This window comes from Lysinibacillus sp. KCTC 33748 (genome assembly GCF_002237755.1).
In the GTDB taxonomy this organism is placed as follows: Bacteria; Bacillota; Bacilli; order Bacillales_A; family Planococcaceae; genus Lysinibacillus.
On sequence record NZ_MWSJ01000035.1, the window covers coordinates 1 to 15,522 of the forward strand.

Annotated in this window: 9 protein-coding genes; 1 reads left to right on the forward strand and 8 read right to left on the reverse strand. The window is 37.5% G+C overall.

The annotated features are described in order from the left end of the window. Window positions 1-581: 581 nt before the first annotated feature. From B1B04_RS26525 to B1B04_RS24050, 3 genes are all read right to left on the reverse strand, one after another. A complete protein-coding gene (locus tag B1B04_RS26525; RefSeq protein WP_079563963.1) occupies window positions 582-1,898 on the reverse strand; it encodes a flagellin N-terminal helical domain-containing protein in 1,317 nt (438 codons plus the stop codon). Between the two features lie 425 nt (window positions 1,899-2,323). Next, entirely contained in the window at window positions 2,324-2,791 is a 468-nt protein-coding gene (locus tag B1B04_RS24045) for a threonine/serine exporter family protein (RefSeq protein WP_079563965.1), read from the reverse strand. A gap of 12 nt (window positions 2,792-2,803) precedes the next feature. Further along, window positions 2,804-3,556 carry a threonine/serine exporter family protein gene (locus tag B1B04_RS24050; RefSeq protein ID WP_079563968.1) on the reverse strand — a complete coding sequence of 251 codons (753 nt, stop codon included), beginning with the start codon at window positions 3,554-3,556 and terminating at the stop codon, window positions 2,804-2,806. Between the two features lie 260 nt (window positions 3,557-3,816). Between B1B04_RS24050 and B1B04_RS24055 the strand changes: the two genes are divergently transcribed. Further along, complete coding sequence (locus tag B1B04_RS24055) at window positions 3,817-5,223, forward strand: polysaccharide deacetylase family protein (protein WP_079563970.1); 1,407 nt, start codon at window positions 3,817-3,819, stop codon at window positions 5,221-5,223. A gap of 352 nt (window positions 5,224-5,575) precedes the next feature. Here B1B04_RS24055 and B1B04_RS24060 read toward each other — a convergent pair whose 3' ends face one another. The 5 genes from B1B04_RS24060 to B1B04_RS24080 all read right to left on the reverse strand — a co-directional run bounded on the left by B1B04_RS24060 (window position 5,576) and on the right by B1B04_RS24080 (window position 15,162). Then, window positions 5,576-7,669 (reverse strand): beta-propeller domain-containing protein, encoded by a 2,094-nt coding sequence (locus B1B04_RS24060; protein WP_079563973.1) that lies wholly within the window; start codon window positions 7,667-7,669, stop codon window positions 5,576-5,578. Between the two features lie 133 nt (window positions 7,670-7,802). After that, on the reverse strand, window positions 7,803-11,033 hold the full coding sequence (locus B1B04_RS24065) for a collagenase (protein ID WP_079563976.1): 3,231 nt from the start codon (window positions 11,031-11,033) through the stop codon (window positions 7,803-7,805). Window positions 11,034-11,286: 253 nt separating this feature from the next. Then, window positions 11,287-12,480, reverse strand: a complete 1,194-nt coding sequence (locus B1B04_RS24070) for an acyl-CoA dehydrogenase family protein (RefSeq protein ID WP_079563978.1) — start codon at window positions 12,478-12,480, stop codon at window positions 11,287-11,289. A 10-nt stretch (window positions 12,481-12,490) separates the two neighbouring features. Further along, a complete protein-coding gene (locus B1B04_RS24075; RefSeq protein ID WP_079563980.1) occupies window positions 12,491-13,663 on the reverse strand; it encodes a saccharopine dehydrogenase family protein in 1,173 nt (390 codons plus the stop codon). Between the two features lie 26 nt (window positions 13,664-13,689). Then, the gene (locus B1B04_RS24080; RefSeq protein WP_481817199.1) at window positions 13,690-15,162 is read right to left on the reverse strand and encodes an aldehyde dehydrogenase family protein; all 1,473 of its coding nucleotides are present in this window, start codon (window positions 15,160-15,162) and stop codon (window positions 13,690-13,692) included. Window positions 15,163-15,522 lie beyond the last annotated feature (360 nt).

Consider the following 15,522-nt stretch of genomic DNA (forward strand, 5'->3'; position numbering starts at 1 on the left):
GAACTAAAAGAATGATCATTAAAAGCAGACTTACTTTTTTCATTCAGAAATCTCCTTTCACTATAATTAAAAAATAACAAAGGGTAGCTACCTGAGTAACGTTTGTTATCTCCCTATAGTTGTTAACACTAGCAATCATACCCAAAAGATACAAATCAACTTTTGCTAGCTTTTGAACATATTTTGATAATGACTTTCCTTGAAATTTCTCGCTAAGTTATGTATGTGCTTCATATTCTACTCATCTTTTAACGGCAAAAGGAGAGGAAGTTACTCGTTCCCGTAGCTTACTATGAGCGGTCATTCTCTTTTATCACAATATATAAACTCGCAAGGAATACTCATTGTGCATAAAAAAAGACAGACAACTAATTAGTTATCTGGCATCTGTGGCGGACAAAGAACATAAGGATCGTCCTGTACATTTTATAATTGGTTAAATGGGCGTGAGGATCTTCTGCAATCAATAAATAGTAGGCTTAATGTAGGAAATTGGCTGGAATGGTAGAGTGAAGAATAACGGATATATTGTACGGAAATAAGAAAAAGACCACCTTTATGTGGTCTTAATTTAAAGTAACTTATTGAAGTAGTTGTAAAATATTTTCCGATTGTTTATTTGATTGAGCGAGCATTGCTTGGGCAGCTTGTAATAAAATATTATTTTTCGTGAATATTATCATACCTTTAGCCATATCAGTATCGCGGATACGTGATTCAGCAGATTGAAGATTTTCAGATGTATTGGTAACTGAATTATAAGCGTGTTCAAGTTTGTTTTGTTGTGCCCCTAGACTAGAACGTACACTGGAAACAATATTGATAGCACCGTCGAAACTACTAATACTACTTTGAGCCAATGAGCTATCCAAAACTGAAACACCATTAATACCTATGGCCTGTGAACGAATATCAGGTATTATTAATTCTGTTGTCTGACCAGAATTGGCTCCTATTTGAAGCTTTAAACCGTTATTTGTAGGATCTGGATCTGTTGGATCTGTTGGGTCTGTTGGGTCTGTAGGGTCTGTAGGATCTGTATGGTCTATAGGTCGATTTTCTCCTGCTGTTAATTGAATAAGCCCTTCAACACAACCAACAGTGGTTCCAGGAGGTAGTGTTCTATGACGCAGATCAATTGTCACACCGTTATATGAAAATATTAAACTAGGATTATCTTTTGTAATAAACTTAGTATACTCATTTCCACCTGGGGGACGAGTCAGAATAGACATACTTTTCAGAACTCCATTAACATACTCAGCAGTTATTACGATGTCTGTAAAATAACCATTCGCAGGGTCATCAATAACCTTCTCGCCTTCATTAAGCTTAATTTTATTTTTCTCATTAGGGTTTTCGAGACTATTGAAATTAATCCAACCATCTTCTACTGTATACGTGCCTCCATTAACAGTTAATGATGAGGTTGGTGAAGGTGGTGAAGGTGGTGAAGTTGACGAAAGTGATGAAGTATTTAGTGAACCATTAAGTAATTTTTTAGTATTAAATTCCGTATTATTACTAATAGATGTAATTTCTTTTTTAATCTCTTCTAATTCCATTTGGATCATTGCTCTATCACTATCTGTATTGGTGTCATTCGATGCTTGCACACTTAACTCTCTTCCGCGTTGAAGAAGTGAATGCACTTCATTTAAAGCCCCTTCAGCTGTTTGTATTAATGAAATACCATCCTGAATATTTTTTCCGGCCATATTTAAACCACGAATTTGCCCACGCATTTTTTCAGAGATTGCCAGTCCAGCTACATCATCTCCTGCATGATTGATTTTATATCCAGAAGATAGTTTCTCTAATACACTATCAGCCTTTTTCTTATGTTGTGTTAATCTGTTGTTTATATTTAGGGATGAAATGTTATGTCTTACTCTCACAAATATCTACTCCTTTCGAAATCTCCTTTTCATCATATTGAAAAAATAACAAAGGGTAGCTACCTGCAAATGAATAATATTTGTTATTTTCTACAGTTATTAACACTAGCAATCCTCTCAAAAAGATACAAATCAACTTTTGCTGGTTTTTGAACATATGTTGATATTCACTTTTCTTGAAATTTCTCGCTAAGTTATGTATGCGCTTCATATTCTACTCATTTTTTAACGGCAAAAGAAAAAGGAATCTGCTTGTTCCTGCACCTTGTAAGGGTACGCAAATTCCTGATATAGCCTACAAAATATGAGCTTACTAGCTCGGGAGCGACAACGACAATGTTTTCTCTGTACAACAATTAAAGGAGGCTACGTTTAAAACGTAACCTCCTTTATATTGTTCAATCTATTGCTTTGGCTGTGGAGCCTTATTTCTTATAGACCTTCTTGAATGTCGCCTTACTAGTTCGGACAGAACGGAAAATAAGCTGTATCAGTACCTCTGCAAATACAAGTCCTATAACGATGGCACCTGTAATTAAAAATGCCTTAAACCCATACTGTAGCCCTTGTATATAATCAGCTTCTACAACATTTCTCATTGCATTGTAAGCCATGCCTCCCGGAACTAGTGGGATAATCCCACCAACAATAAAAATAATCATCGGCATTTTGAAGCGTCGTGCATACAAATGGGCAACGATTGCAATGACGAAAGAGCTAAAGAACGAGGCATATACGATATCCATGCCATGCTCTGTTAGGATGAAGTAAATCATCCAGCCTACTACCCCAACAAAACCACAATAAATGAGGTTTTTTCTCGGTACATTAAAAATAACTCCGATACCCGCCGTCGCAAAAAAGCTAAGAATCAACTGTATGAAATAGTCCAAGTCGCATTCCTCCTAAAACGATAGAGTGACGGCAATAGCTGCACCGATTGCAAAAGCTGTTAAAAAGGCCTCTACGCCCTTCGCCATCCCTGAAATAAAATGACCTGCTATTAAATCCCGAACTGCATTCGTAATCAAAATACCTGGTACTAGTGGCATAACAGAACTAATAACAATTTTATCTATTTCCGTACCATGGCCATACTTCACTGAAAAGACAGCAATCGTTCCTACTACTAATGAAGCTGTAAATTCTGAGAAAAATTTCACTTTTGTTAAGTCATTTATCAATAAAAGCACTAGGAAGCCTAACCCCCCTGCCAAACAAGCAAAAAGGAAATCAGACCACCCTCCCTTAAACATTATAAGGAAACAACCACTCGCAAGAGCCGCTGATATGACTTGAATATATGTGGGTAAAAAATAATTTGTTTTTTGTATCGACTTTAGCTCGTCATAAGCGTCTTCTAATGTTATCATGTGAGATGTGAGTCTCCGAGATACTGAATTTACCAAGGCTATTTTTTGTAAATCTGTTACCCTGTTGGAAATTGATGAAATTCTCGTTGGCTGTGTCTTGCCTAATGAAAAGATGATCCCTGTGGGTGTGGCATAACATTGCGCATCTAGCATATTTTGAGAATGTGCCATACGTAGCATTGTATCCTCCACACGGTATGTTTCTGCACCACTTTCAATCATAATTCGCCCCGCAAGCAATAAGCAGTCAATCGTAAGTTCATTATCCACTTCATGTAAAACCATTACAGTTAACTACCTCCTTTAAAAGGTTCCTTGCCAATAGTATCGAACTGCAAATAAAAACTCAACTAAAATTTCAACTTTTAACACAAAAGTATTTTAGCTTTCATATGATGAAAATGATAAGCTAATGAGTCATTTATTCATGAGGATTGTTTCCCACAAATTAATAGCAAAACTTCGTAGATTCGTATAACTTTTTCAATGACTAACACGTCTGATTGTATAGAAAAATAAATACGGAAAGGAGCGTCTCCCTCAAAATGCCGGAACGCAGAAAAAAACGCGGGCCAATGATTGATTTCCTATTAATCGGCCTCATCATTTCATTAACAACTATTATTTTAGTCATTATCCTATCAAAGGATGACTTTAAGTTTCAAAAAATCAGTGCCTCAAAAGAGACAGATACAAATTCAATAACGAGTAACCTATCCACTGAAAGCTCTGCGTTTCCAGGTATACGTATTGTAACCGATGTTTCTAATGATAAGCGAACACCTTTTGCTATTCACTATCCAGAAACAGATAATAAAGCTTTTAATGATGCTGTACTAAAGTACATAACGGATTCAAAAGAAAACTATCTGTCATCTATGAAAAAAAATAAAGATAAAGAGGCAATGGGTGAGCTGAATATTAGTTTGGAAACTTTCCCATACCAGAAGCACTACTATTCCTTTGTGCTAACAAAAACGTTGTATACAGGTGGAGCCAATCCTGATATTTCAACAAAAACATTCTTTATCAATCATGAAACTGGTAAATTAATTTCCATTGAAACATTGTTAAATAACGATGAAAACAACTTATCGGCATTAGCTACTTATGTACGTAAGGACTTACAACAAAATCCTAAGTTAAAGGAAGACCTTTTCAAGGATGATGTCATCAAGTCAACTGAACCGAAGTGGTCTAACTTCCATCGCTTTGCTATCGTTGATAGTTCGTTACAATTCTATTTTGATGAGTATGAGATTGCTAGCGGAGTAGCTGGTCCACAAACTGTGAAGCTTCCCCTTTCACTTATCAATCCGTTGTTAGCTTCTGAATTCCAGATTGCTATGGAAAAACCGACGAAGCCAGTTAACGTAGGTGATCCAAACCAAAAACGCATTGCCTTAACTTTTGATGATGGTCCACATCCAAAAGTTACCGAACAGATTTTAAATACGCTCGATAAATATAACGCAAAAGCTACCTTCTTTATGCTTGGTAGTCGCGTACAATATTACCCTGACATCGCAAGAGATGTACTTGCAAGAGGACATGAAATCGGTAATCATTCATGGGACCATCCTGTATTAACAAAACTGCCACTAGAGCAGGCAGTGAATCAATACACATCTACATTTGCGGAGATTGAAAAAGCCATTAATCACAAGCCAACTGTATTTAGACCACCGTATGGCGCAACAAATGATACGATTAATGCCCAAATTCCAATTCCTGTTGTTTTATGGTCAATCGATACATTAGACTGGAAGCATCGCAATGCGCAACAGCTCCTACCTAATGTTAAAAATAATATACACAATAACGCCATTGTCTTAATGCATGATATTCATCAATCGACTGCCGACGGTCTTGATGCTGTACTTGCTTATTTACAAGGGCAAGGCTATGAATTCGTGACAGTATCAGAAATTCTTCCATATCGTCAAAAATAATTAAAGAAAAAGTCCAATGAACTCAAGGTTTATTGGACTTTTTTGTGTTAATTTATTTCAATGAGTTAAGGTGTCACGCACAGTCTTGTGTGTGACACCTTTTTGCCCTTCTGAAGGCGGATGTCGATAAAACTTGAAAGTTGATCGATAAAATTCAGAAGTTGAGCGATAAAACGCGAAAGTTGATCGATAAACTTTTAAAGTTGGGCGATAATCCCCGAAAATGTCCCGATCAAACTAAAATCAACCCCTCGCTTTGCAAAAGAGCCTAACTTTATTTAATACACCGACGTGTTTTTCAACAACATGAAAAGTCCAATAAACTCACCTTAAGTTTATTGGACTCTTTTCGTTATTTAATTGTTAATGTATCAAGTGGTTTGAAGTCTTTTAGTTGATAACTCTTTACTTCGTTGCGAGCTACTGTGTAAAGCGCGTCATCTATATAGACTACTCGCTGTACAAGCTGCTCCCAGTTTTCATACTGATCGCCCTTACTTTTATTAATGATATTTCCTTTTAGAACGATGCCTTTCTCTGCAGTGATTTCATAGATTTGTGCGCCTTGACCTTTGTAGACAATTTCATCGCCCTTTCCTGCATCATATAGGATAACTGGGAAACCAAAGTAATTGTATTCCTTGTTGCGGAATAACGCTTTAGGATTGTATTGAACATCGGAGTACGAGCCTTTACCACCGATTTTTACGGTTGACTGTTCCTTTGGATGTTTGAAATCTGACACATCAAATAGTGACATTTTCATGTTTGTTGTCACCGTAAAATTACGCTTCGTATAGGCATCATAGCGTTGCTCCGTATCATAGCCGATGCCGATTAAATGTGTATCGTCTAATGGATGTAAATAGTTACTAAAGCCTGGAATCTTTAGCTCCCCTAGCACAGTTGGCTTTTTCGGGTTTGCTACATCAATCACAAATAGTGGATCCACTTGCTTGAATGTTACTACATATGCTTTTTCGCCCATAAAGCGTGCAGAATACACTTTTTCACCAGGAGCTAAATCTTTTACAGCACCGAGCTGCTGCAATTTATTATCTAAAATAAATAGGTGATTTTTTGATATTTGTTGTTCATCCCATGCATTTCCTTCCGTTGTAACGATGCGGAAATTACCTTTATATTCATCCATTGAGTATTGATTTAACACAGATCCTTTTACTTCCGTAGTACCTACAAAATTCATGTCAGTTCCATCAACATTCCATTTAAAAACTTGTGTATTCGTTGTTCTTGGCATCCAGATTCTATCCATCATGATGCCAGCAGCAGGCACTATATTTCCGTCATAAATAGGTGTTGTTAAATAAAGTGCATTCTCCGACATATAAAGTCCACTACTGCCACCTAAGTATCCTTTCGTATTCGCCGTTTTCTGAGCACCATTTTTTAAGTCCACCGCTGTCATTAAGCTATATGTTCCATCCATTGTATTTGGTAAAATAGAAATTTTCTCTAGAGGTAAACTTTTATATTCTTTTCCTTCTACACTATCATATGTTTTCGGTTTTAAGTCTGGCGCTTTTTTCTCTCTAAGCATCCAATAATTCGGATGCATATTACCGATTAAATATAATGTGTCATTTGTAATTCGAATATCTTGTAAATACCCCTCTTGCCCCACTTCACGTATTAGCTTTGGATTTTTTGGATTTGAAATATCATATAAAGAAGCTTTCGTCATGCTCGTGCCCATTTTTTCTAAATATTCATCGCTAATTGCTATTAATAAATGGTCATATACTGCTAGCTTCGAAATATATTGGGTTTCCTTCATCTTGATCGTTGTTGCTAGCTTTAAATTTTTCGGATCTTTAGCATCCACTACAGTAATGTTCTGATCTTTTACAGCGTAAATATAGCCATCTTTGACAACGACTATATCACCCTCCTCCACGCCTTCGACTTGATTATTCGTCGTTGAGGAGTCCTTTGCACTTGCTTTGTCCTCGCGACTCGCCATTTCTGTGTTTGCTTCTTCACGCACCTCTCTTTGTGCATTAGTTATAAGTGTTTCAAAATATTGTTGTAACTCTTTTTCTGATTTGACGGCTTCCAGCTTTTCAATGATGGTGAATGCTATTTCTTGCGATGTTGTTTTCGGACCACCTAGTACAAACGCTTCTTTCTTCACATGTAATTTATAGCTACCAGGTACCAAATCGCTAATGAGAACTGTCTTGTTATCATCTGTTAATGCGACAGTGGCTGTTACCTTTTGATTTTTGCTATTTGTTACGTAAACATTGTCTTCCGTTATTTTGCTTGCCTTTAGTGCCTTCGTAAAGGATACTTGCCAGCTATGAGTTGTCTTACTCTCATTTGTAGTCTGTGCCTCCACTTTCGGGGTCGACATGAGCGTAAAAATTCCTGGCAAAATAGCTAGTACGATGATGATTAGCAATGCTAGCCACTTATTTTTCATTATTTTTCCTACCTTTCATAAAGTTGTTTATTATTTAGACTACTTAAGAGCAAAAGAGTTACATTATTCCGAAATTTTCCTCAGTAAAAAAACGAGAGGACGTGAATCCCTCTCGTTTTCAAATTAGCTTCTACTATTGTACTGTTACTGAATACGCACCATTTTCATTATCAAATTTGTAAATGTATAAATAATATTTGCCTGGTTTCGCATTATATTTACCTTTTATATTATTTCCATCTTCCTGTCCATATGCTACGTAATTTCGCATATCAGACTCATGACAAAGCACCCATGTCATGCCAATTTGATTTTCATTCAGGACAGAAATATCGATTTCTTTTGGAGACGTAACATCGAATGTGTATACATCCGTATGATCATCATCCATCAAGCTACCTTTTAAGGGCTTATTAAATGGAATCATATTCGCTTCTTCTGGACGATTATTTGGTTCTAGCTCTGTTTGTGCACTATTTTGTACATTTACTGTATATGTCCCGTTTTCATTATCAACTTTATAAATATATAGATGATACTTCCCTGGTTCCGCATGAAGTTTACCTTTTATATTATTTCCATCTTCCTGTCCATATGCTACATAATTTTGCTTATCAGACTCATGATAAAGCACCCATGTCATGCCAATTTGATTTTCATTTAAAACAGAAATATCGATTTCTTCTGCAGATGTAACATCGAATGTGTATACATCCGTATCATCATCACCAACCAAATCACCTTTTAGGGGCGTATTAAATGGAATGGTCTTCGCTTCTTCTGAATGAGGTTTCTCTGTTTGTACGCCTTTTCGTACAGATACAATTGTACGATCTTTACTTTCTATTCCCTTATCATTTTTCACTGTTAATGTCACATTATATGTGCCTTCTTTTTCGTATACATGAGTAGGGTTTGCCTCATCACTTGTTTTGCCATCGCCAAAATTCCAAAGGTAAGAAACGATTTTACCATCCTTATCTTTTGAACCATCGCTCTTGAACTGAATTTCTTCATTTTCGACTCCAGCATATGGACCATTGATATTTGCAATAGGCGCTTGATGATCTCCTTCATCCGTCGCAACGCCGTGGAAAACAATATCATATTCAAATTGGTTTGCTGCATTCACACGGTAGTTGACGAAATACGCAGTCACTGTTTTATAGCCGCTCCACTCTTTTTGCGACAGCTGCTCCAGCACTTGGTTCACTTGCTTACTCATCGTTTTCCAATCGTTAGATTCACCTTGTGTTTCACTACCTACATACGTACCTTCGAGTGTAAATGTATTAAAGAATTGAGACTTATGTTTTGTCATTTTTACATCTTTTACGTTAGCAACTTCGGCAATTTCTTGCTCCACTTCAGTTAACGCTTTTGGTGTATGTTCCACTAAATAATCTTCTGCTACTTGTGGCACCTCGTATTTTTCTTGATTATCAATCAATTGCTGCATATACGCTTGGTATTCCGTATTCAGTTGTGAATCTTTACTTAAAGAATCACGATACGCATCATAATTTGTCACATCGTTCGCACGAATTAAATCTTGAATTCTATCAAATGTCTCAAATTGATGAGTATACATATAGGACTGCAGCGCAAACGAATAGTTATAAAAATCCCATGATCCATATTTTGCAAACAATGTCTGTTTAGCTGTATAACGTTGTGATGGGTCATCTGATAATCCACTAATAATACTGTTACGTGGAACAACATCATTTGTACGCGTTGATCCTGCAAAGAATTCTGCATTTCCTTCTTGGAACCAAGTTAGTCGTTCATTTTGATACATATCACCTGTCCCGAATAAACCAGGAACCTCGTATCTTCCTTGTAAATAATGTGTGAATTCATGACGGAACAACTCTTCTAAACTATAAATACTTTGCTCCGGCGTACGTTCATATGTAAAGAACGTACCCTTCTCTTCAATATAAATACCACCATTATTTGTTTCATAGCCGTACAATTGACGGTTTAAGCGATATTGATCTGGAGAGTCATAAATGACAACTGTTAATACATCATCAGCATTGCCTGGCTCTAATGCTTTATCATTCCCAATGACACGGTGATATTGTGCTTTTACTTCTTTTGCAGCCCAGTATAATCTTTGAATTTTGTCATCTGTTACATTAGCTCCCGTCTTAAAGACAATCGAGCCGTTATCAAATGTATATGTTTTCGGTAAATACTGCTTCTTGCCCTCTTCACGCATTTTCTCTAAATCTACTTCATTTCCACTAGAGTCTTTTCCACCATAATTTGTAGTAAGTTGCTCTACTGCTACAAAATAAGCTTCACTTAAATATGGATACATATGCATTGCTTGTGTAACAACTTCTAAACCTATATCCGGATTACTATGGAATATCCCTAAACGCCCTGCATAATAAATACCATTATTAATTAACCAACTATTGTTATCTGTCACCTTATGTAAAAGCGCAATGTTATTCACTTCATTGATGAAACTATCAATCTTGCCATACCACATCGTCGTATTCGCTTCTTTACCTGTCTGATGCAAGTACGACTGTAAATCATAATCAATTCCATGTATTAAATCATAGATTGCTTGCCCTTTTAAAGAATCGCTTTCATATGTAGAGATATTTTCCTTATACTGTTTTAAAATCTTCGTAGCATACTGAACTGTTTCTGCATCACTAGAAGCATTACCGATTAATTTCCCATAAGCAGATACCACTTTATCTTGCTCATCTGTACCAAATTTAAAGTTCGGATTTTTAGCCATCTCCTTTAATGCTGGTAAACACTGATCTTGGAAACTTCTCTCGTTTAAATAACCTAGGTCCTTATTATAAAATCCTAAATAAAAAGCAGAACGCAATACCTCAACAAATGTTTCAATACCTTTTGAATCATCTTTCGTAAAAGAACGTCCTCTTTTCCCTAATTCGTCGATGATTACCTGCATGCGCTCTTTATTTTGATAAAAAGCTTTTGTTTCCTCATTGAATTGGAATAGGTCTGTAATTTGATACCAACGAATATTTCCTAGCGTATCAATTAACTCACTATCGCTCATTTTATTAAGCTCTGCCGTCGAGTACTGTTCCTGCAATTGCTTCGTTTCAGCAAGCTTTATAGTTGGAGCTGGGTGTTCCGAAAAATCGCCAATTTCCAAACGTTTTTCAAATGACAATGTTTCATCAGCCGTTGTAGAATGTGTAACTTCATCATTCGAAGTCACTATGCCGGCAGGCTTCATTTGTAATACATTATAAGGCGTTTTTTCTGCTGCTGATGCTTCTGCTTGTAACGCTCCGAACGACAGTGCCATTGTACTTACTCCAAGTAACACTTGATTGAATTTTAATTTTTTCTTCATAAAAAACCCTCCTATGGTACTACATCTATAATTCGGCAATACGTTGATTATTTAGAACTATATCACCTTTTTAAAAATACCATATTATGTGATCAAAGCAACATTAAATGTTATATTATAACAATATTTCCTAGTATAATTTGAACGTTAAGACACAATTAAATCATAAAAACCGGTACAATTGTAACTAAATGGAATATTTTGCTTAGACATAAAAAAAGAACCCTAAATTCGGATTCTTTTTTAAAAACGCTTACTCTTCAAATCGCCATTTCGGTAGCATTTTTGCTAATGGCTTATCTTGGCGGGTTCCTAATACATAGTCCGCCTGCATAATTGTATGAATCTCCCGCGTGCCTTCATAAATAACGGGTGCTTTCGAATTACGCAAATAACGGGCAACTGGATATTCATCCGAATAACCATATGCTCCATAAATTTGCACTGCATCATCTGCAGCTTTATTGGCAAAATCACAAGCCTGCCACTTTGCTAATGATGTCTCTCGCGTATTACGTACACCTTTGTTTTTTAATTCTCCAACACGATAGACAAGCAAGCGGCTCATTTGATAGCCAGCTTCCATTTTGGCAATCATTTGCCCTACTAGCTGGTGCTCACCAATAGGCTTTCCAAATGTTTCGCGTTCATGACAGTATTTCACACTCGCCTCGAGACACGCTTGAATGAGACCAACAGCGCCAGCAGCTACGGTAAAACGACCATTATCTAACGCGGACATTGCAATTTTAAAGCCTTCTCCTTCTTCTCCTAGACGATTCTCTACAGGTATACGTAGATTGTCAAAAAAGAGCTCACCCGTGTTACCAGCACGAATACCGTATTTACCTTTAATCGCCTTCGACGTAAAGCCCGCCATAGAACGCTCTACGATAAATGCACTAATGCCATGATGCTTCTTCGATTTATCCGTATAAGCAAAAACGATAAAATGGTCAGCTATATCACATAAGGAAATCCATGTTTTCTGCCCATTTAATACGTAAAAGTCTCCATCCCTTATAGCGGTCGTAGACATAGCAGCTACATCTGATCCCGCTCCAGGCTCTGTTAAACCGAACGCTCCAATCCGAACACCTTTCGCCTGCGGAACAAGATATCGCTGTTTTTGAACCTCTGTTCCCCATTGCATTAAGGTCATACTATTCAGGCCTGTATGAACGGAAACAGCTGTACGAAATGCTGTATCTCCACGTTCAAGCTCTTCACAAACAATGGCGAGTGCATTGTAATCCATACCACTGCCACCGTATTGTTCTGGGACACAAACGCCCATTAAGCCAAGCTCAGCTAGTCTTGACCAAATCTTCGGATCGAAGCAACCTTCAGCATCCCACTTCGCAATATGTGGAAGTATTTCATCATCCACAAACTTCCGTACTGTTTTACGTAACATTTCCTGCTCAGTGGTAAATTCGAAATTCATGACCGAGCACCTACCATTTCACGATCATTGCAGACGTATGAGACGTTTCCTTAATAACTACACCACGTTTAGCCATTTCTTCAATATAAATGTCGCCCGGAACAATTGATTCAGGTGCAAATACACCGCGCTCTGTAATTTTATTTTCTCCAATCATTTGAGCAACGACAGAGATTGTATTGGCTGTTGACCGAGCCATAGCTGTTTCATTAATCGACATATCTTTAGTTACAACCATTTCGTACTCATACGTCACTTGTTGCTGTGCCTTTTCACCCGCTACAATAACACGCAATAGCACGGCATCTGGTTTTGAACCAAGCTCAAGTTTCTTTTTAAGTGCCTCACGAACAACTGGACGTACAGAAACCTCCTGATTTTCTACCTCTACCTTATTACTAGCATCGAGGAATCCTAAATCAGCTAGTAGCTTAAATTTCTCTGCATGTCCTTTATAACGAATTGTTTTATATTCTAATGTTTGGACATTTGGGAATGTCTTATCCAACGTCGATATACCGCCAGATGTATAAAATGCCTCAAGCACACCAAAATCTTTGAAATAAATAGGTTCAACGCCTGATAATGACGGAACTTCTTGAAGTTTACCTTTTAGAATCACTTTTGATGGCTCTGTATAATGATCAAAAACACCATCTAAAGAAAATACGCGTGTATAGTGAAGAGGTGGCTTCGGCTCTGTAGGAATACCGCCTACAAATAGTTTAATAGATTCTACCTCATCTAATTTCGAAGCACCGTAGCCCGCTAAAATGTTGACCATACCCGGAGCAACACCCAAATCCGGAATAATAGTTACACCTTTTGCTTTTGCCTCTTCGTCGAGATTTAATATTTTTTCTGTGACACCGCCAATATGACCACCTAAATCCACAGAATGAACACCCGCCGCGATAGCTGCTCTTGCTACACGCTCATTAAAGGCATAAAATAATGCATTAACGACTACATCACCTTTTGAAATAACCTCCATTAACGAGTCATCGCGCTCTGCATGAAGCTCTACAACCTCAATTTTATCTGTATTTAACGAGTCTACAAAGTCCTGTGCTATTTTTACGTCAATATCCCCTAAAAATACACACTCCACTTTGCTATTTTTTATTAAATCACGAGCTACCTCTTTACCCATTAAACCTGCACCTAATACAACAACTTTCATCAAGAACATCCCCTTTCATTGATCTGTTATTCTGTATCGATTTGTGCTCTTTGTAATTTCCCGCTATAGTCTACATAAATACTTTTCCACTCTGTATAGACATCCAAGGCAGCTACACCCGAGTCGCGGTGACCATTCCCCGTACCCTTTGTCCCACCAAATGGCAAATGAATTTCAGCACCTGTTGTGCCAGCATTCACATAAACAATACCTGTATCTAAATCTCGCTGTGCGCGGAAAATCGTATTCACATCTTGTGAAAAAATCGAACTGGATAAGCCAAATTTTACGCCATTGTTTACTTCGATTGCTTCATCTAAACTTGCTACTTCAATAAGAGAAACGACCGGGCCAAAGATTTCTTCCTGTGCAATAATCATGTCAGGTTTCACATTGGTAAATAGTGTAGGCTCATAATAAAACCCTTTGTCATAAGGAGGCTCAGCTAAAATTCTACCTCCAGCTAACAACGTCGCCCCTTCCTGTTTGCCTATTTGCACATAGTGATTAATCTTTTCCAATGCAGCTTTGTTAATGACAGGTCCGATTTTCACACTTTCATCTAGACCGTCACCAATTGTTAGCTTATGCATTTCGTCTAATAGACGTTTTTCTAGTTCCTCTCTTACATCTTTATGCACGATCACGCGACTACATGCTGTACATCTTTGACCAGCAGTTCCAAATGCACTCCATAGGATTCCTTCAGTCGCAAGCTGTAAATCGGCATCGTCCATCACGATGACTGCATTTTTCCCGCCCATCTCTAATGAAATTTTCTTCAGGTGTTTACCACCCAACTCCGCTACTTTACTCCCTGTTGTTGTAGAGCCAGTAAATGAAATGACCTTAACGTCTGGATGTTCAATTAATGCTGTTCCAACTGTTGGCCCTGTACCGAAGACGATGTTTGCTACTCCATCAGGTAAGCCAACCTCTTCAAAAATTTTACCCATTTCATACGCCATCATCGGTGTTTCATTCGACGGCTTCCAAATGAACGTATTGCCAGCAACAATTGCCGGGAACGACTTCCAAGTGGCAATCGCTACAGGGAAATTCCACGGAGTTATTAAAGCTACAACGCCAATAGGTGCCCGTACACTCATGGCAAATTTATTGGCTAGCTCAGACGGTGTTGTCTCCCCAAATAACCTTCGCCCTTCACCAGCCATATAATAGGCCATATCGATCCCTTCCTGTACTTCACCTCTAGCTTCTTCAATAACCTTTCCCATCTCTTTTGTTAAAACGGTCGCTAAATGTTCCTTCTTCTCTTTCATTTTTTGACCGATGGCATATAAATAGTCAGCACGTTTAGGCGCAGGTACTAATGCCCAGCTTTTTTGTGCCTGTTTTGCAACCTCTACCGCTTCATCTACCTCACTTGCCGTAGAACGCGGAATCGTAGCTAGCTGCTCCCCATTTGCAGGATTGGTCACTACTATACTTTGTAAATGGGAAGTTGTTGCCCATTTACCACCGATATAGTTTTTCATTTCCACTACAAACACCCCCTGAAGTATCTATGTTGCCTCTATATCATCGTTACCAGTCGCATTGCTTTTAGACAGCTGTCATCTATTAATCTCTATGCAGAATCAAATATGTCAAAATTCCGAATTTTTAATATATAACAATCTATCAAGCATGCTTTTGATAAAATAATATTGGTGACAATCACCAGAGATTTTATTTCCTTTTAGCTAAGTTACAGATGAAAATCTTATGTGATCACTGAAAAAACAATCACAAATTTTCAGCTAAACGAAAATAAAAAATACTCATACTAGTTTTTTATATTCGACATTTTCTAGCTTATTCCTTTTTTTTCTTAAATAATTAATTATTCATTGAAA

What these genes read in the sequence shown, in the direction of transcription:
- B1B04_RS24065 (WP_079563976.1), bottom strand. Translation starts at nt 11,033, where the DNA reads ATGAAGAAAAAATTAAAATTCAATCAAGTGTTACTTGGAGTAAGTACA.
- B1B04_RS24070 (WP_079563978.1), bottom strand. Translation starts at nt 12,480, where the DNA reads ATGAATTTCGAATTTACCACTGAGCAGGAAATGTTACGTAAAACAGTA.
- B1B04_RS24050 (WP_079563968.1), bottom strand. Translation starts at nt 3,556, where the DNA reads ATGGTTTTACATGAAGTGGATAATGAACTTACGATTGACTGCTTATTG.
- B1B04_RS24055 (WP_079563970.1), top strand. Translation starts at nt 3,817, where the DNA reads ATGCCGGAACGCAGAAAAAAACGCGGGCCAATGATTGATTTCCTATTA.
- B1B04_RS24075 (WP_079563980.1), bottom strand. Translation starts at nt 13,663, where the DNA reads ATGAAAGTTGTTGTATTAGGTGCAGGTTTAATGGGTAAAGAGGTAGCT.
- B1B04_RS24080 (WP_481817199.1), bottom strand. Translation starts at nt 15,162, where the DNA reads ATGAAAAACTATATCGGTGGTAAATGGGCAACAACTTCCCATTTACAA.
- B1B04_RS24060 (WP_079563973.1), bottom strand. Translation starts at nt 7,669, where the DNA reads ATGAAAAATAAGTGGCTAGCATTGCTAATCATCATCGTACTAGCTATT.